Source organism: Hymenobacter properus (assembly GCF_015694735.1).
Classification (GTDB): domain Bacteria; phylum Bacteroidota; class Bacteroidia; order Cytophagales; family Hymenobacteraceae; genus Hymenobacter; species Hymenobacter properus.
This window is the reverse complement of sequence record NZ_JADQDP010000002.1, coordinates 895,468-913,382: the sequence shown is the minus strand read 5'-3', so window position 1 is coordinate 913,382 and position 17,915 is coordinate 895,468. Positions and strand designations below refer to the sequence as shown.

Annotated in this window: 16 protein-coding genes; 5 read left to right on the top strand and 11 right to left on the bottom strand. The window is 62.3% G+C overall.

The annotated features are described in order from the left end of the window. Window positions 1-51: 51 nt before the first annotated feature. On the top strand, window positions 52-543 hold the full coding sequence (locus I2I01_RS10030; protein ID WP_196286300.1) for a hypothetical protein: 492 nt from the start codon (window positions 52-54) through the stop codon (window positions 541-543). Here the strand turns inward: I2I01_RS10030 and I2I01_RS10025 are convergent. Continuing rightward, complete coding sequence (locus tag I2I01_RS10025; protein ID WP_196286299.1) at window positions 540-1,523, bottom strand: radical SAM protein; 984 nt, start codon at window positions 1,521-1,523, stop codon at window positions 540-542. The two genes, I2I01_RS10030 and I2I01_RS10025, sit on opposite strands and share 4 nt — an antisense overlap. Window positions 1,524-1,643: 120 nt before the next feature. Between I2I01_RS10025 and I2I01_RS10020 the strand changes: the two genes are divergently transcribed. Beyond that, window positions 1,644-2,132 carry a hypothetical protein gene (locus I2I01_RS10020; protein WP_196286298.1) on the top strand — a complete coding sequence of 163 codons (489 nt, stop codon included), beginning with the start codon at window positions 1,644-1,646 and terminating at the stop codon, window positions 2,130-2,132. Window positions 2,133-2,140: 8 nt separating this feature from the next. Here the strand turns inward: I2I01_RS10020 and I2I01_RS10015 are convergent, their stop codons facing one another. The 5 genes from I2I01_RS10015 to accD all read right to left on the bottom strand — a co-directional run bounded on the left by I2I01_RS10015 (window position 2,141) and on the right by accD (window position 6,163). Continuing rightward, a complete protein-coding gene (locus I2I01_RS10015) occupies window positions 2,141-2,914 on the bottom strand; it encodes an endonuclease III domain-containing protein (protein ID WP_196286297.1) in 774 nt (257 codons plus the stop codon). 134 nt (window positions 2,915-3,048) lie between these two features. Beyond that, entirely contained in the window at window positions 3,049-3,765 is a 717-nt protein-coding gene (locus tag I2I01_RS10010; protein WP_196286296.1) for an OmpA family protein, read from the bottom strand. A gap of 184 nt (window positions 3,766-3,949) precedes the next feature. Continuing rightward, window positions 3,950-4,228 carry a YMGG-like glycine zipper-containing protein gene (locus I2I01_RS10005; RefSeq protein ID WP_196286295.1) on the bottom strand — a complete coding sequence of 93 codons (279 nt, stop codon included), beginning with the start codon at window positions 4,226-4,228 and terminating at the stop codon, window positions 3,950-3,952. A 177-nt stretch (window positions 4,229-4,405) separates the two neighbouring features. Next, entirely contained in the window at window positions 4,406-5,149 is a 744-nt protein-coding gene (locus tag I2I01_RS10000; protein WP_211537895.1) for an OmpA family protein, read from the bottom strand. 114 nt (window positions 5,150-5,263) lie between these two features. Then, the gene (gene accD / locus I2I01_RS09995) at window positions 5,264-6,163 is read right to left on the bottom strand and encodes an acetyl-CoA carboxylase, carboxyltransferase subunit beta (protein ID WP_196286294.1); all 900 of its coding nucleotides are present in this window, start codon (window positions 6,161-6,163) and stop codon (window positions 5,264-5,266) included. 328 nt (window positions 6,164-6,491) lie between these two features. Here accD and I2I01_RS09990 point away from each other — a divergent pair, with 328 nt between their 5' ends. From I2I01_RS09990 to I2I01_RS09980, 3 genes are all read left to right on the top strand, one after another. After that, complete coding sequence (locus I2I01_RS09990) at window positions 6,492-7,574, top strand: OmpA family protein (RefSeq protein WP_196286293.1); 1,083 nt, start codon at window positions 6,492-6,494, stop codon at window positions 7,572-7,574. A gap of 95 nt (window positions 7,575-7,669) precedes the next feature. Next, the gene (locus I2I01_RS09985; RefSeq protein ID WP_196286292.1) at window positions 7,670-9,109 is read left to right on the top strand and encodes a hypothetical protein; all 1,440 of its coding nucleotides are present in this window, start codon (window positions 7,670-7,672) and stop codon (window positions 9,107-9,109) included. Between the two features lie 269 nt (window positions 9,110-9,378). Beyond that, window positions 9,379-10,821: an Ig-like domain-containing protein gene (locus I2I01_RS09980; protein WP_196286291.1), complete on the top strand. Its 1,443-nt coding sequence runs from the start codon at window positions 9,379-9,381 to the stop codon at window positions 10,819-10,821. 78 nt (window positions 10,822-10,899) lie between these two features. On the opposite strand, the gene I2I01_RS09975 is transcribed toward I2I01_RS09980, so the two are convergent. The 5 genes from I2I01_RS09975 to I2I01_RS09955 form a co-directional block, all read right to left on the bottom strand. Continuing rightward, window positions 10,900-13,677, bottom strand: a complete 2,778-nt coding sequence (locus I2I01_RS09975; RefSeq protein ID WP_196286290.1) for a TonB-dependent receptor — start codon at window positions 13,675-13,677, stop codon at window positions 10,900-10,902. 740 nt (window positions 13,678-14,417) lie between these two features. Further along, window positions 14,418-15,407 carry an MBL fold metallo-hydrolase gene (locus I2I01_RS09970; RefSeq protein WP_196286289.1) on the bottom strand — a complete coding sequence of 330 codons (990 nt, stop codon included), beginning with the start codon at window positions 15,405-15,407 and terminating at the stop codon, window positions 14,418-14,420. Window positions 15,408-15,487: 80 nt separating this feature from the next. Then, on the bottom strand, window positions 15,488-16,216 hold the full coding sequence (locus tag I2I01_RS09965; protein ID WP_196286288.1) for a hypothetical protein: 729 nt from the start codon (window positions 16,214-16,216) through the stop codon (window positions 15,488-15,490). A gap of 176 nt (window positions 16,217-16,392) precedes the next feature. After that, a complete protein-coding gene (locus I2I01_RS09960) occupies window positions 16,393-17,040 on the bottom strand; it encodes a hypothetical protein (RefSeq protein ID WP_196286287.1) in 648 nt (215 codons plus the stop codon). Continuing rightward, entirely contained in the window at window positions 17,040-17,870 is an 831-nt protein-coding gene (locus tag I2I01_RS09955; protein ID WP_196286286.1) for a metallophosphoesterase family protein, read from the bottom strand. Before I2I01_RS09955 ends, I2I01_RS09960 begins: the two co-directional genes overlap by 1 nt. Window positions 17,871-17,915 lie beyond the last annotated feature (45 nt).

The following is a 17,915-nucleotide window of genomic DNA, read 5'->3' as shown; positions in this document are numbered from 1 at the left end:
GGTCGTAAATATGCGGCTGTTTCTGGCACAACCTCCTTTTTTCTTACTCCCATGCTTTTTCAGGAACGTCAGGTTTTCATCCGTCGCTGGTGGCCGCTGCTGCTGGCGCCAGCTATTGTGATAGCAACGCTGTGGTGGTTGCTACCGGCCAACCCAAACCAAGCCGGGTGGTCGGCGGCGGTAGCGGGCGTGATAGTGGTGCTGAGCATTGGCCTGCTGCTCACGCTGCGCCTCGAAACTCGGCTGGATGCAGCCGGAGTGCACTACCGCTTGTTTCCGCTGCAATTAACCTGGCGCTCCCGGCCCTGGACTGAACTAGCAGCAGCTTACGTGCGCAGCTACGACCCACTAGGCGAATACGGCGGCTGGGGCCTGAAAGGCTCGCAGAGCAACCGCGCCCTAAATATCTCGGGCGACCAGGGCTTGCAACTGGAGCTACGCGACGGGAGCCGCCTCCTACTAGGCACCCAACGCCCCGCCGAAATTACCCAGGTGCTGGAGCAATTGGGAGTACCAGGCCCTAGCACGGTACCGACCAATTAGGCACCAATCAGCCGCTTCCAGGTGCCTTTTTCCCAGTTATACTTGAGCGTGCTGGGCAGCGCCTGCCAGAAATACTTACTGGTTTCGACGGCGAAGCTAGGCTGCATGTAGCAGTTGATGGTGCAGCCCTCGCACTGCGGCAGGCGGCCTTCCAGCGCAGCCAGACGCTGGGTTTCGGGCGCGTTGTACAGGTCGAATAGCTGCCCGTTGATGGGGAATTTCTGCTCACCGAGGTGGTAGCAGGGCAGCACCAGCTCGTTGCTGGGCGAGATGACCAGCGTGGTGCTGGCGGCCCGGCACACGGGTGCGGCCACGTGGTTACCGCCGTCGCGCCGCAATTGGATGAAGGCCTCGTTCAGGTACACGCCCTTGCGCCGGCCAAAAGCCGAGAGGTAGTTCAGTTCCTCAGGGGTGAGCTGCTCGCCGGTTTGCACCTCACCGTATTCGAAGGCGGGATTGAGGATGAGCACGAGGCCGTTGGGCTGGGTGATTTCCTGGTAAACAGCCTCCAAATCCTGCAGATTTTTGCGGAAGACGGTGAACAGGATATCCGGCCGCTCGCCCAGCTCTTTGGCCACCCGGATGCTTTCGAGCACAAAATCGTAGCAGGTCACGCCGCGGCCCCGGTCGTGCGTTTCGCGGTCGATGCTATCGAGCGAGAAGTGCAGCATATCCACCTTGCCGCGCAGCTTTTCGGCATTTTTGGGGTAGAGCAGGCCGTTGGTCGTTACGGTGGTGATGAAGCCCATCTCCCGCGCCAGTCCCAGAAACTCGGGCAGCTGCCGGTGCAGCAGCGGCTCGCCGCCCGTGAAATCAATCACCGACACGCCCAGCCGCTTGAGGTCGCGCAGGTTCTGCGTCACGTCTTCGAGTGTGATGTAAGGCGAAGGCTTCTCCCAGATATCGCAAAACGCGCACTTCGCATTGCAGCGGTACGTGACGTAGTAATTGCAGAGGACGGGATGCTTGACGAGGCGCATAGGAGGGCCAAAGGTACGGTGCGGCACCCCGCATCAGCCCGTTCGTTGGACTGATGCAACGTTGACCGGGAGTGGCCAGTCATAGCGGTGGCGCTTCCAACAAGTAGAACGCCCCCCCTTATGTTCAGGCTCCTTACTCCGCTAGCTGCTCCCCTACTCGGCCTTGCTCTGCTCACAGCTTGCCATAAAGAAAACGCTACCCCAGCCGCGGGCAATACCCTGGTGTTCGGCAGTTACTACGGGGAATGCGGTGGCCCTAACTGCATCCGCATTTTCCGACTCGACCTGGCCCAACAGGCTTTAGCCGAAGATGTAGCTGACAAATATCCATCATCTTCAGCACCCTACCAGGGCCAGTACGTGGCGCGTAGCGCCGCCAATTTTCGGCGGGTGCAGGGCTTGCTGCAACAGGTGCCCGCACAATTACTGGCGGAGCGCTCCACCGTGATAGGCCAGCCCGACGCGGGTGACTGGGGCGGCTACTACGTAGAAGTGCGGCAAGCCGGAATCCGGCGCTTCTGGCTGATTGACACTCAGAAAAGGAACCTCCCAACCTACCTGCACGCCTTCACCGACAGCCTGCAGGCCAATATCCGGGCGCTACGCTAGCACCTGCCTCAGTGCGGCAGCTTGCCCCAGGCAGCCGCGTTCCACTTATCCGGCGTGGCGGCCAGCGCCTCGGCCGTGGCCGGGCCGAAATGTTCCTCGTAGTAATTGCAGAAGCCCTTCAGCGGGCAGCGCGCGCAGTTCGGCTTCAGGAAAAAGCAAATCTGCTGGCCGTGCCAATAGTTGTGCTTGTGAAAGTTGAACAGCGTTTCAGCGTCGGCCGGCAGCAGGGCCAGCAGCACGGCGTGGGCCTTTTCTACCGACACCTTCGGCCCCAAGAAGCCCACCCGCTGCGCCACCCGGTGCACGTGCGTATCGACGGGCAGCACGGGCTTGTGGTAGTTGAAAAGCAGCAGCAACGACGCTGTTTTCAGGCCAATGCCGGGCATATCCGTCAGCCAGGCCATGCCCTTCTCAGTGGGCCAGTCGGCCAGAAAATCCAGCTCAAACGGCCCACCCGTTTCGGCCCGAATGCGGCGCAGAATTTCCTGGATGCGCGGCGCCTGCGTATCGGGCCAGCGAGTGGTCCGGATGGCGTGGGCCAGCTCCGAGGTGGGCGCAGCCTCCACCCCGGCCCAGTCGCCGAAGGCTTCCAGCATGCGGTCGTAGGCCAGCTCTTCGTCGGCGTGGGTGGTGCGGTGCGAAAGCACGGTCGAAATCAGCTCGCGCATGGGCGTGCGGCGCGGCTCCGGCGGCAGGTGGCCGTAGAAGTGGTCGAGAATCTGATGGTCGGCCCAGGCTTTTTCGGGGGCAGATGAGGCGTAGGCAGCGTCGGGAGAAGGCATTTCGATTGTACCCACGGCCGAGCCACAAGGTTGCCGTTAGCATTCAACGCGGCGCACACAAGCACAAAAAAGGCGACCAAACTGGTCGCCTTTTTAGTTGAATACCGGCGGCGCTTACCGCCACCGGCTTTGTCTTACAGCTGGCCTTTTTTGGCGGCCTTCTGCATTTTCTCGTTGGCATAGATGGCCACTTCCACGCGGCGGTTGGCAGCTTTGCCAGCGGCGGTGTTGTTGTCGCCCACGGGCTGGCTTGAACCGTAGCCTTTAGATTCGATGCGGCCAGCGTCTACACCTTGAGCTTGAATTTCGTTCGATACGGCCTGGGCACGACGTTCCGACAGGGGCTGGTTGATGGCGTCCGAGCCTGAAGCATCGGTGTGGCCCTCAATCAGCACGTTGGTGTCAGCGTATTTTTTCAGGGTAGCAGCCAACTGGTCGATGTTGCCGGCGGCTTCAGGGGTCAGGCTCGACGAGTTGGTGGCGAACAGGATGCCCGAAGCGAAAGTGATTTTGATGCCTTCGCCCACGCGCTCTACCTTGGCGCCTTCCAGGTCGCGGCGCAGCTCAGCGGCGGCTTTGTCCATTTTGCGGCCGATGAGGGCACCGGCGGTACCACCCACCACGGCGCCAATGATGGCGCCTTTGGCCGTGCCCGACTTACCGCCAATCAGACGGCCGGCCACGCCACCGGCTACGGCACCACCCAGGCCGCCAATGATGCCGCCTTTCAGGGTTTTGCTCATGCCTTTCGGCTTTTCAGTGGAGACGGTCGAAGTTTGGGCCTGCGCAAAGTTGTTTACCAACAGCAGCAGGGCCAGCAGAAACGAGAGGGATGAACGAAGAAATTTCATGTTTAAAAAAGGGTTTGGATAAAATAGGCCAGCAACAAATGCGACTGGCGCAATGAGGCGGCAAGTAAGCTATTTGCAACCACCTTGCCAAACTCCGTTGCCAAGCTCACTCATTCACAAAAAAAGGCTCTGCCGTAGAAGCAGAGCCTTTTTCACAAGAATAATTGACGGCTAATGCAGCCCCTTACTTCTTGTTTTTGTAGTTGTAATAGCGAGCAGGGTCTTTCTTTTTGTCCTTGTTGCGGCCAATCAGGCCACCGCCCACCACGCCGGCCGCGCCACCGATGAGGGCGCCTTTGCCGCCGCCCAGCACGGCGCCAGTCACAGCACCGGCACCGCCGCCAATGGCCGCGCCTTTGGCTTTGTTGCTCCAACCTTTTTTAGGGGTTTGGGCCTGGGCGGCCGAACCGACCAGCATCAAAAAGGCCATTACCAGCAGGAAATATATTTTGAAAGTCTTCATGACGAAAGTTGATTTTGAATGGAAAGATGGGAGTTAAACGAGGGCACGCGCATGGAGGTTGTGGTTCGGTTAGCTCAACCATGGCCAATCACAAAAAGCATAAAAAAGGCCGCCCGATTGGGCGGCCTTTTTAACTTATATCCGGGCCACTAGGCGACCCTAGAATCAGCGAGCGAATTACAGACGGCCTTCTTCGGCAGCCTTTTTCATCTTCTCGTTGGCGTAGATGGCTACTTCCACGCGGCGGTTGGCCTGGCGGCCTTCGGCGGTGGTGTTGTCGCCCACGGGCTGCGTCGAGCCGTAGCCGTTGGTGGTGATGCGGCTGGCGGCTACGCCTTTGGCCATGGTAGAGGTAGCCACGGCCTGGGCGCGGCGCTCCGACAGGGGCTGGTTGATGGCGTCGGTGCCGGTGTTGTCGGTGTGGCCTTCAATCAGCACGTTGGTGTCGGGGTATTTCTGCAGCACGGCGGCCATCTTGGCGATGTCGGCTTCCGAGGCCGGACGCAGCGTCGAAGAGTTCGTGTCGAACAGGATGCCCGAGTCGAAGGTGATTTTGATGCCTTCGCCCACGCGCTCTACCCGGGCACCTTTCATGTCGTTTTGCAGCTCAGCAGCGGCTTTGTCCATTTTGCGGCCGATGATGGCGCCGGTGGTACCACCCGCGGCAGCGCCCACAATGGCGCCAATGGCCGTGCCCTTGCCGCCGCCCAGCAGGCCGCCTACCACGCCGCCAATTACAGCGCCGCCGCCGGCACCCAGCAGGCCGCCTTTGGTGGTTTTGCTCATGCCGGTTTTGCGGGCGCCCGTGCCGTTGCTGCTCGACAGGTCGGGCTGGGTGCTGGCCTGCTGCGAGGTGGCGCAGGAACTAAACAACAGCACGAAGGCCATCAGGACGGAAAGGAGGGATTTGGAGGTGTTCATGAAATGAAGAATTGGTGAGTATTTGGCCTTATACGGGAAAAGCCCGCTCCGGTATCGGATACGGGCTTTTCAAGAAGTGTGCCGAAAGCAAAAAATGGCCCTGGCGAGCTGCTATCAGGCTTTTGTGGCGGTGCGTTGCGCATCAGAGAGCTCAGCAGCCGCCACGGGTGCGGGCCGCAGCATGCCCAGCAGGTCGGCCAGACGCTGCTTCATTTCGCGGCGGTCCACAATGAAATCGAGGAAGCCGTGCTCCAACACAAACTCGGCGCTCTGGAAGCCCTTGGGCAGGTCCTTGCCGATGGTTTCTTTGATAACGCGCGGGCCGGCAAAGCCAATGAGCGCGCCCGGCTCGGCAATGTTAAAGTCGCCCAGCATGGCAAACGAGGCCGTGACGCCGCCCGTGGTGGGGTCCGTGAGCAAGCTCACGTAGGGCACGCCGGCCTCAGCCAGCAGGGCCAGCTTGGCCGAGGTTTTGGCCATTTGCATCAGCGAGTAGCCGGCTTCCATCATGCGGGCACCGCCCGACTTGGAAATCATCAGGAAGGGCGTACGGTTTTGGCGGGCAAAGTCAATGGCGCGGGCAATTTTTTCGCCCACCACCGAGCCCATTGAGCCGCCGATGAATTTAAAATCCATGGCCGCCACCACCAGCGGCTGGCCCGCGCTCAGGCCGTGGGCGGTGCGCACGGCGTCTTTCAGGCCGGTGTTGCGCTCGGTGGCCGCCACGCGCTTGGGGTATTCCTTGGTGTCGACGAAATGCAGCGGGTCGGCCGAGGTCAGGTTGGCGTCGAGCTCGGTGTATTCGCCTTGGTCGAACAGGAATTCGAAGTAATCGGCGGCGTCGATGCGGTCGTGGTAGTTGCAGTTGCCGCACACGTAAAGCAGGCGCTTGTGCTCGGCCATGGTTACCACGGTTTTGCACTCGGGGCACTTATACCACAGGCCGTCGGGGGTCTCCTTTTTCTGCTCGGTGGGGGTCACAATGCCCTTTTCTACGCGCTTGAACCAGGCCATATATTGTTATCTTTTAGCTGTTAGCAGAGGGCTATTAGCTTTTAGTTTTGAGGGAGAAGCCGCCGGCGGTGGGCTGGCGGAAACGGATGAAACGGGGCGTCAAAGATAAGCTACGCGCGCCGCTGGATGGGCAGCCGGCGGTAGCTCGGCCGTAGTTTACGCAGGTCTGGTTTTTTGGTCGAAGCACAAGCGTACGCTAACAGAAAGGCCGGCGTGCGGAGAATTTTCGAATTTGCCTAAGCCTTTGCAGGCAAGCAAATATAAGCCGAAGTCCTGCGCAAAACCCGCCTTTTCGCGGGCCTGGCTGCGTCTTAAGCGCTACCTTGCCATGCCAACGCGGCCGGGCAGTCCGGCCGCCGACGGCCCGGCCCTGCGCCTTCTTCTGCCCGTGAAAAGCTTCTCTCCTGCCCTGCTGGGCCTTTCGCTGCTGGCCGCTTCGGCCCTCAACGGCTGCGTGACGGCCCGCAAATACGACGACCTCAGCGCCCGCCAAAAAGCCGATGCCCAAGGCAAAGAGGCCGCCGAGCGCCAGCTGCGCGCCACCACCGCCGAGCTGCAAAAAGCCTCCGACGAGCTGGCCCAGCTGCGCCTCACCCAGAAGCGCCTCGTGACCGACTCGACCGAGACCGGTGCCGCCTACCGCAAAACCCGCTCGCTCTATAACGAGCTGACCAACAGCTACGACAAGCTGCTCAAAAACAGCAACCGGGAGCTGGCCAACAAATCGTCGGACTACAACAAAGTGGCCCAGGACCTGGCCCGTCGCGAAGCCGAACTAGGCACCCTCGAAACCACGCTGCAGAAAAGCAAGGCCGACAACGACCGCCTCGCCGCCGACCTCAAAACCCGCGAAGCCCGCCTGGCCGAGCTCACCCAAGCCCTGGCCGACAAGGACAAGGCCGTGGCCGACCTAAAGGCCCGCGTGAGCAAAGCCCTGCTCAGCTTCAACAGCAGCGACCTGCAGGTGAAGCTGAAGGACGGCAAAGTGTACGTGTCGCTCTCGGAGCAGCTGCTGTTTAAATCGGGCTCCACCAAAGTAGACCCCAAGGGCCAGGAAGCCCTGAAAAAGCTAGCCACCGTGCTGCAGGAGCAGCAAGACGTGAACGTGGTGGTGGAAGGCCACACCGACAACGTGCCCATCCTGCGCGGCACCGCCGGCATGACCGATAACTGGGACCTGAGCGCCCTGCGCGCCACCGAAATTGCGCGCCTGCTCACCACCAGCGGGGTGGCGCCGGAGCGCGTCACGGCCTCGGGCCGGGGCCAGTACGTGCCCGTGGCTGCCAACGACTCGCCCCAGAACAAGGCCCTGAACCGCCGCACCGAAATCATCCTCACGCCCAAGCTCAACGAGCTGTTTCAGATTCTGGACAGCAACTCGGCCACACCAGCTACCTCGGCTGGAAAATAAAGTGTTAGCACGGTAAAAGGGCTTGATTTTTGCTGCGTTATGTGTGCGGCAGCCGAGGTCGGGTGCTGTTGGCTCCACTTCCTTTCCCTTCTTCTATGCTTACAGCTTTCCGCCTTCGCAGCCTGCTTGGTGCGCTTTTTTTGTGGTTGAGCAGCAGTTCTGCGGCCTGGGCTTCGCACGCCCTGGGCGCCGACATCACTTATGAATATGCGGGCACCGCGACCAGCCCCGACCAGTACCATGTGACGGTGCGGCTGTTTCGGGACCTGGGCTCGCCGGTAGACGACCCGTATGTGACCCTAAATGGCGGCCGCAACGGGTGCAGTGCCACCACGCCGGGCGGCTTCACGATGATGGTGCCGCGCAGCCGCCGCACAATGGTTTCGGCGAGCTGCAACAGCACGCCAATCAACTACGAGCTTAATACCTACGACGCCTTGGTGCAGTTGCCGCCAGCCAGCTGGACGCTCAGCGTTGAAATGTCAAACCGTGCCTCTGGGATTGCCAACATCGCCAACTCGCAGACGCAAAGCATTTTTGTTAAAACGGAGCTAAATAACAGCAGCGGGCTGGTCAATTCTTCGCCCCGCTTCCTCGTCGACCGGCTTATTCAGTTGACTAGCTCGCAGGCCCAGCAGCACTACAGCATCGGGGCTTTCGACAGCGAAGGCGATTCGCTGGCCTACCGGTTGGTACAGCCCCTGGCGAACCCTACTCCCACGGCTCCGTGCGGCATGCTCACCGTCGGGGCCATTGCACCGCATTTTCAGGTCGATGCCGCCACCGGTGAATTGGTGACTGTAGCCGGCCCCACGCAGCAGGGCTACTACGTGCTGGCCGCTCGGGTTGACGAATACCGGCGCGTGAACGGTAGCTGGCAGCAAATCGGGAGCATCACCCGCGATATGGCGTATTTCGTGTTCGCTGGCACCAATCAAACGCCGGTTTTCACCCGCGTGGCGCTGGACAGTGCGCCCAGTGGCCAGCTCCTGGGCCAAACCATTCAGGCCTACCCCGGCACCCAGCTGTCGCTGCGCCTCACCGCCACCGACCCCGACGCCGGTCAGACGCTGGCGCTTTCCGGCCCTTCGGCGGGCGCCGTGCCGGGCGCCGCGTTCCAGGATTTAGGCGGCGGGCAGGCGCAGCTTACCTGGCAGATACCCGCCACGCTCCCTGCCGGACGTTATTTGCTGGCAGCCACCGCGCTGGATAATTATTGCGCCTCTCCGGCTTTTGCCGTTGTAACTGTGCCGGTGCAGGTGGTGCAGCGGGTGCTGGCCACGGCCAAGCGGCAGGCGCTGGCCCAAGCCCCGTTTCCGGTTCCTTTCAGCGAAGTGGTGCGGTTCCGGTTTGCCGGCGCGGGCGTCCAGCCCGTGACCATTACCGACGCCCTGGGCCGCCAGGTAGCTCAGCTGGCCACGGCTGCCGATGGCAGTGTGGTGTGGCAGCCGGGCGCATCCTTGTCGGCGGGCCTCTACTTTGCCCGCAACCTGGCGGGCACGCAGGTAGCAAGGCTGCAGTACAGCGGCCAGTAAGGGCGGCCTAAACGATGGCGGCATGAAGCTAGGCCGGTGCCGGTGGCCACTCCCGGCACGCTCAGCCCAATGCCATCCCCCCGCACCGGCACCATCCACCGCTCCACCTCGAAAAACGGTTGCAGAGGCAGGGCAGCCAGTTCAATACGTGAAGGCTAAACACTTGCTCCAGCCAGGAGGACTGTCGTTTTTAGCCAATTGCGAATAGCTTTGAGGGCTATCAAGCCGGCCGGTATTGCCGTGGCCTTTTACCATTGCTTTTCTTAACAATGCTCCGCTTTTCGCTTTTTCGCGCCATCCTGCTTCTCTTCTGCTGCGGGGGCAATGTGCTGGCGGCCCACGCCACGCACATGCTGGGGGGCGACCTTACCTACGAGTACGCGGGCACCGCAGCTTCCCCCAACCTCTACCGCGTGACGGCGCGCATTTACAGCGACGGCAGCGGGTCGGTGAACGTAGGCACGCCGCCCACGGCGATTTCGCTCGCGTGCAGCCCGAATGGGTGCACCGTGCCCACCGTTACCGCCACGCTGACGCGGGCAGCAGGCCAAACGGTTGCCACCTCGTGCACGGGCACCAGCGAGTCGGTTGTCATCACCACCCTGCAAGGGCTGGTAACGCTTCCTCCCGCCCAGTGGCAACTGACGGCCGGCGTCGCGTCGCGGGTAGTCGGCATCACCAACATCGCACAATCCGGCACCGTTGGGCTTTCCTTGAACGCCGAGCTGGATAATTCGACGGGCCTGGTGAACTCCTCGCCCCGGTTCACCGCGTCGCGGCCCGTGCACCTCGTCAGCGCCCAAGCGCAACGGTACAGCCTCAGCGCCTTCGACAGCGAAGGCGACTCGCTGGTGTACGAAGCCGTGCAGCCCCTGACGGGCATGTCCCTTCCTACCACGACTTGCCCCGTCACCACTACGGGCACCGCCGCCCCGCACCTGCAACTGAATGCCGCCACCGGCGAGCTACTGAATGTGGCCGGCGCGGCCGGGCAGTTAGGCATTTATGCGCTGGCCGCCCGCGTGAACGAGTACCGGCGCGTGAACGGGGCCTGGCAAAAAATAGGCAGCGTGATGCGGGAGCTGGATTATTACGCTTCGGCCGGCACCAACCAAGCGCCGGCCTTCACCCGCGTGGCACTGGCGGCTGCTCCCACCGGCCAGCTGCTGGGCCAGGAAATTCGCATTGCCGCGGGCCAAACGGCTACCCTTATCCTCACCGCCGCCGATACCGACGCGGGCCAATCGGTGACGTTGAGCAGTGAAGTGGCTGGGCTAGTGCCCGGGGCCGCCTTTCAGCCCCTTGCCAATGGCCAGGGCCAGCTGACCTGGCAAGTGCCGGCCGCGCTGCCGCAGGGCCGCTACCGGCTAACGGTTACGGCCCTCGATGATGCGTGCCCCTTGCTAGGGCACAGCGTGCTCACCTTGTCGTTTCTGGTCACGCGCACGGGCTTGGCCACGGCGGGGAGGCAGGCGCTGGCCCAGGCGCCGTTCCCGGCGCCGTTCAGCGAGGCTGTGCGGTTTCAGTTTGCCGGCCGGGGCGTGCAGCCCGTTGTCATCACCGACGCCCTGGGCCGCCAAGTGGCCAAGTTGGCCACGACTGCCGATGGCAGCGCAGTGTGGCAGCCGGGCGCGGCCCTGCCCGCCGGGCTTTACTTTGCCCGCAACACACAGGGCACTCAAGTAGCTCGGTTACAGTACAGCGGCAAGTGATGCTTGTTTCAGCGAGAATCAACAAAAAGGCCCCTCATACACTGAGGGGCCTTTTTGTTGCAGCTGAGAGCGCAGTGCTTACAACGTGAAATTCAGACGGCCAAAGTAGAACGCGCCGTTGAAGCCGAACTGGTTGGAGTTGTACAGGAAGCGGCCGCGGTTGGTGGCGTCCGCCGTGGAGTAGGCCAGGCTTTGTTCGTTGTTGTTGGGGTCCTGGTAGAGGCGGTCGGGGTACACGTTGAACAGGTTGTTCACGCCCACGCTCAAGCCGATGTTCCTGATGATTTGGGCGCTGACGGTCAGGTCGGTCACCCATTTGGCCGAGAACGTCTGGTCGATGAAGGAGCGGGCGGGGTTGGGGTCCTTGGTTTGCACCTCGCCGAAGCGCACGGTGCGCAGATTCACGCCAAAGATTTTGTAGCCATAGTCGGCGCTCAGGTTGATTTTGCTGCGGGGCTGGCCGTTTTCGAGGCGGGCGCGCTGGGCGCGGTCGAACAGGGTGTTTTGCAGGCTGGGGTTGCTGTCGATGAAGGCCGAGCTATTGAAGCTGCGCACCACCGTCTCGTTGAAGTTGGCGGCGGCCGTCAGGGTCAGGCGGTTGTCGGAGCCGAAGGTCAGGCGCTCGTTGGCCACGATGTCGAGGCCGCGGGTACGGGTGTTCACGGCGTTGGCAAAAAACTGGATGCCCTGCACCGGCAGCGTGCCCAGCAGCGTGTTCACCAGGGGGTTGTCGCGGTTGAATTGGGAGCTGAGCACAATCCGGTCGCGGATGTCAATCTGGTAGGCATCCACGGTCAAGGTGATGGTTTTCAGGATGCGCGCGGTGAGACCCAGGCTGTAGTTGTTCGACTTTTCCTGCTTTAGCGACTCAATGCCGAAGGCCTGAGTCAGCGGGCTGTCGTTGTTGGTGGTGAGCACGTCGCGCAGCACGCTGCCGCTGAACTGGGTGCTGGAATTAGTGAAATAGCGCTGCTGCAACGACGGCGCCCGGAAGCCGTTGCTGATAGCCCCGCGCAAGGCCAGGCCGTCGAGAATGCTGTAGCGGGCCGCCACTTTGCCGCTCACGTTCGAGCCAAAATCGGAGTAGCGCTCGGCCCGGCCGGCCAGGCTCAGCAGCAGCTTTTCGGTAATGTCGCTTTCAAAATCGAGGTAGCCGGCCAAGTTGGTGCGCGATTTATTGGTGGCGTCCTGCGGCTGGTAGCCGGGGAAGCCTTGGGCCGCGCCGGCCGCGTAGGTGGGCGAGCCCATTGGCGTAGTGGCGGGCGCTACCACGCGCTGGTAGTTGCGGTAAGAGCCTTCCTCCCCGGCCACAATCTGAAAATTATCGACCCGAAATTCGCCGCCAAAAGCCACGTTCAGCGTGGCCAGCGGGCCCACTTCGGTGAATTTGCGCGAGAAGCCCAGGTTGGTGGTGTTCTGCTGGAAGGCCAGCTGGCCGGCGTAGAACGAGGTGGGGCTGGTGCCCAGCGGCAGCGAGGCGTTCAGCGTATTGGTCACGTTGTAGTCCAGGGCATTGCGGCCGTAGGTATTGCTCAGGTCGGCGGCGAAGCCCAGCACCCGGCCGCGCAGGCCCACGATGGCCGAAGCGTCGTTCACGGTGCTGTTGATGAAGGGCAGGAAACCGTTTGGGTAGATGCTGGCGTCGGTTTGCGTCACCTGCGTGGGCAGCCGGTAGAGGGCACCCGAGCGGCCGGTGCGGCGCGTAAGGCCACCCGCAAAGTAGGCTTCGAGGCCGATGCTGGGGACCAGCGTGTAGGCCGCATTCACGAAGCTGCCGTAGGTGCGCGTGTCGGCGCTGCCCACCCGAATGTCGCGGCGGTTGAAGCCGTTTTGGGCCACCAGGGCATTGTCGCGGGCTTTCAGGTCGAGCTTCTGCGCGTCGGAGAGGCCGCTGGGGTAGTTGCCGCCGGAGGTGCCCAGGTAAATGAGCGGGGCCGTATCCGGGCCGCTGCGGTCCACAAAGCTGCGGTTCGAGAACTGCCCGCTCACGTCGATAAAGCCCCGGCGGCCCAGGCCGAAGCCCAGGTTGGCATCGGCCTGAAACACCTGGCCGTCGCTCTTGGTGGTTTGGCCGGCGGTGCTGCTCACGCTGATGCCGGTAGTGTCGTCTTTCAGCTGAATGTTGATGACGCCCGCAATGGCATCGGAGCCGTACTGAGCGGCCGCGCCCTCGCGCAACACTTCAATGCGCTTGATGGCGGCGGGCGGAATCACGTTCATGTCGGTGCCCACCGAGCCGCGGCCGGGCGTGCCGTTGATGTTGACCAGCGCTGAGGTGTGGCGGCGCTTGCCGTTCACCAGCACCAGCACCTGGTCGGGGCCGAGGCCGCGCAGGGTGGCGGGGTCCACGAAGTCGGTGCCGTCGGTCACGGTCTGGCGCGTGCTCTGGAACGAGGGCGCGATGTAAGTCAGAATCTGCGTCACGTCGGTCTGGGCGTAGGCCTTGATTTCGCGGGCCGAAATCACATCCACCGGCGAAGTGGTGAGGATATTGGAGCGGCCCTCAGTGGCACGCGAGCCCGTCACCACCACCTCGTTCAGCTCGGTCTGGTTGGTGGCCAAGCGGATTTCTAGAGTGGTGCGGCCGTTCAGCGGTACCGTCTGCGTGACGGAGCCCACAGCGGAAAAGACCAACGTGGCTGTGGCGGGCACGTTGCTGAGCGAGAAGCGGCCGTCGCCGTCGGTACTGGTGCCGTTGGTGGTGCCTTGTTCCAGCACGGTCACGCCGGGCTGGGGCTGGCTGGTGGCGTCCAGCACGCGGCCGGTCACGGTGAGGTTCTGGGCCCAGGCGGTGGCCGCGGTCAGCCACCAAAGCAGCGCCAGCAACCCGATTCGGGTAGTCGTGGAGTGTGTCATATATCGGAAAAATTGGGGGAGAAAAAAGGGCGTTTTCCAGGCCGCAACAGCAGCAGTTTGAGAGTGAAACGCCAAAAAATAAATGAGGGCCGAAACGCGTCGAAGCCAACGCGCCATACGGTAGCGCTTTACTAATCAAGCAACTACCTCAAACCAAAATCCAAAAGCGTGGCTTGCGCAACGAACCGCATGAGCAACACCGGCTAGGACAGCGTTACCGATTCAGCTCGGTTTTTTACCCAGAAAAAGTTAATTGCGCCAAACGCTTGCGCTACACCCCGGTCTTATGAGCCCCGTGGGCCCGGCCGGCGGCTAGCGCCCTTCTACCAACAACAGCAACAGCACCCCAGGCCCAGAGCGCACACGGGCGCCAGCAGGCGGGCAGGGGTCAGAGGAAAGCGGGTTGGAACCAACCGGCTTCCCAGAACAGAGGGGGCGGCTGTGGGTAATTGTATCACGGGGCAAAGCTAAAAACGAATTTCGGCGACGCCGCAGCGGACCGGATTCGAGCGTGTATAAGCTGGCCGCCGGTTAATTGTTTATAGTCGGGCTTTTTATTTTATGCCCATATCTGCTGACCAGCGCTGGCGCGCGTCTCTGACGCGTGCTAGAGCGAAAAACGCCTGTCATCCTGAGCGCAGCGAAGGACCTTATCACGTTGGAAATACTTGTTCGAACATGATAAGGTCCTTCGCTGCGCTCAGGATGACAGGCGTTTTTTTAGTTGTTTGCAACGCCGTTTACCGCTCCCACCAGCGAGAATTGAGCGGGCCGGCGGCCACGTCCACGCGCTGGCCCGGTGCAGGCAGTAGCAAAGGCACATCAGCGTCGGCAGCTTCAAGGAGACGCTCCACGGGCTGGCGCCAGGCGTGAAAGGCTAGGTTGAACGTGCCCCAGTGCAGTGGCAGCAGCGGGCCACCGCCCAGCAGCCGGTGGGCGCGCAGCGCCTCGTCGGGGCCGAGGTGGATGTTGGCCCACTCGGGGTCAGAGGCGCCGATTTCCAGCAGCAGCAAATCGAACGGGCCGTAGGCCTCCCCTATTTGCCGGAAGCCCTCCTCAAAAGGGCCGGAGTCGCCGCCGAAAAACACCTTGTGCCGCGGCCCCAGCAGGCACCAGGAGGCCCAAAGTGTGTTGTTGCGGGTGAGGCCCCGGCCCGAGAAGTGCCGGGCCGGCGTGGCCACCAGCGTGAAGTCGGGGGCGAGTTGGGCGCTTTCCCACCAGTTGCGCTCGGTGATGCGGGCGGCCGGCACACCCCAGCGGCGCAGGTGCGCCCCCACTCCCAACGGGCAGAAAAACGGCACGTCGGTTTTAGCCAAAAAGCGAATGGCCGCCGCGTCGAGGTGGTCGTAGTGGTCGTGCGAGAGGATGACGGCGTCGAGCTTGGGCAGCTTATCAAGTGGCAGCGGCGGAGCAAAAAACCGCTTCGGCCCCATTAGCTGCGAGGGCGAGGCCCGCTCGCTCCACACCGGGTCGGTAAGGATGCGGCGGCCGTCGATTTCGAGCAGCGTGGTGCTGTGGCCCAGCCAGGTAGCGCGAAGGGCATCGGCGGGCACGGGCGCGGCCAGTGCCGCGGCATCGGCCCGGAAAGGGCCGAGCGGGGCTTTGGGCTCGCGCTCGGCTTTTTCGAAGAGGTAACGTTTCAGCAGTGGGCCGTAGCCCGAGGGCGGGCTCACGGACGTGGGCAGCGTGTTGTGATAAATCTTACCGTCGAAGCGGGCCTGAACTTGCATGGAATTGTGGCTGAACAAAACCTCATTTTATGGTTTTGTTTGCCCAATGACGCACAAGCCAGCCGCATACTTTACGGCGGCTACCGCAGCCGGTACACCACCCCCAGGCGCAGCACACGGGCATATACTTCGGGGCTGGCGCCCAGCAGGCCGCCCCGGTAGTTTAGGAAACCGTGCGAGTAGCTGGCATTGAAGCCCAAGCGCTGGTGCCACACCGTGACATCGGCCCGCAGGCGGGCGTCGGCGTGGTTGGGGTTGCGGCGTTCCTGGTTGGTGCTCCAGGCGGTGCCACCATTGTAGTCGTAAGTGCCGCTGCCTTTCTCGTGCACTTCTAAAATGTAAACTGCTTCGGGGCCCACCAAAGCATCCACGTTCACTTTACCGGCGGCGAAGCGGTGCCCGAATCCCAAAAACGCCGTCAGGTTGTGGGTTTGCAGTGCGGTGCTGCCATCGGCTTTGTAATACCCGATGTAGGAGCTGTAGATGGGAACGGCTCCCCAAACCGCCGTGACATTGGTGCGGCTTTGCAGCCACTCATACCCAAGGTCAAAAGCCAGCAGGCCCTGGCGGGCGCTCACCCGCTCGGCCCGGCCGCCCAAGGCCACGCCGGCGCCCCAATGGCTACCGTAAGGGCTGTTGGTGTAGCCCAAATCCGGGGTATTGGAATAATTGACGAAAGAGCTGCTTTGCGCGTTTGCTCCCCCAAACCGGAACAAGCCCACCCCAGCCCGCGCCTGCAATTCGGTGTGTTGGGCGGCCACCGGGGCCGCCAAGGCCAGCAACGGCCAGAGAAGTAATTGTTTCTTCATGAGTAGTAGGAAAGGTTTGCCGGGCCGCGGGAGCGCGCCGGGCAGCGGCATGACCGGTAGCTCCGCGCCAAAGTTGCGCCGGCTGCCACCTTCTTTACATGAGCCGGCCCAAACGCTTGCTAAGCGTTTGGGCCGGTGGTTCGGGTTGCATGGCGGTGCCGCGCGGGCACCCAAGCCTAAAAATCGGCTTTCACCCCCAGCGCCAGCGTCAGTAGCTGGCCAAAGCCCAGGCCGCCCTTCTGGTTGTTGAGCCAGCTAGCCAGGTACAAGTCGTTGCTGCCCAGCTCGTAGTACACCGAAATTTTGCGCGGCTGCCCTGTAGCGGCCACCGGCGGCGCCAGAAAGGTGAGGCGGCTGCCCAGCAGCGGTCCGTAGCGCGTGTCGGTCGAAAACCAGTAGTAGTCGCTCGAATACTGGCCCTTCAGCTCGTCGTTGATGGTGCCGTGGGTGTAGCTAAAATAGGCGCCCACCGTGAGCGGCACCACCTGAATTTTCTCGCCCACCGGCAGGCGGAAGGGCGAATACATGAACTTCAACGAAGCCAGGCTGAGCGTGGAGCCGGCATAATGCTTGGGCACGTAGCCGATGAGAATATCGGTTTCGAGGCGGTCCTTGGCAAATTCGTAGCCGGCGCCGGCGGCCACCATGCCCAGGCCCCCGCCGGTTTGCAGCACTAGGTGCTTGGGGCGGTACCACGGGCGCTCGGGGGCGCCGGGCGCGGGCGTTTGGGCGGCAGCTGTGACGGCTGTGGTATCAGTGGGAGCTGGAGTGGCATGGGCACCGAAAGCGGCCAGCACCAGGGTCAGGGAAAACAGCTTTTTCATTAGAATTTGACCCGTTTGATGCGAAACTGTTTGTCGCCCCACACCGTGACCACCATGTAGTGCCGCTCCGAAAAAGCGTCGGAGTTCACGTAAGTCACGCCGTCCTTATAGGGCTCCGTGATGCTGTACGAATGGTTGTGGCCGTTCATTTCGAACACCAGGTTCTGGGCCTCGGCCAGGGCCCGCACGTAGGGCGTGCGCAGGGCGGGGTCGAAGTCGTCGTTGGTGGGCGGCACGTGGCTGATGACGATTTGGCGGCGGGCGCCGTCGCGGTTAGCCAGTTGGGGGCGCAGCCAGCCCATGTCGGGCGCCGTGCCGTCGAAGTTGTACTCGCGGCCATTGGTGTCTACCATGATGAACTTGGTGTCGCCGTACACAAACGAGTAGTTGAAGGCGCCGAAAATGTGGCCGTAGGTGGGGCGGCCGTTGCCCACCAGGTCGTGGTTGCCGATGACCGTGACGTAGGGAATGGTGAGGCGGCGCAGGTGCTCGTCTACCCACTGCATTTCGCGGGCCAGGCCGAAGTCGGAAATGTCGCCGGCCACAATCAGAAAGGATATTCCTTTCTGCTGGTTCACGCTGGCCACCAAGTCCTTGGACTCGTCATAAAACTGCTGCGAGTCGCCGGTGAAGATGAAGCGCAGCGTGTCGCCGGCCGCCAGGGGCTTGGCTTGCAGCCGGGCCAGGTTTTTCTCGGTAAGGTTGGTAAATTCTTCGGGGACGCGGTGGTCGTTGGGGCTGAACTCGATAAGGTTACAGCCCGCCAAACCCAGCAGCGCCGCCACGGGCGCTACCCGTGCCCGGCGATACAACTTAGAAAAGGGGAACATACTAGCAGGCCTATTGCGGAAGACCGATAAAAAACCAGAATTAAA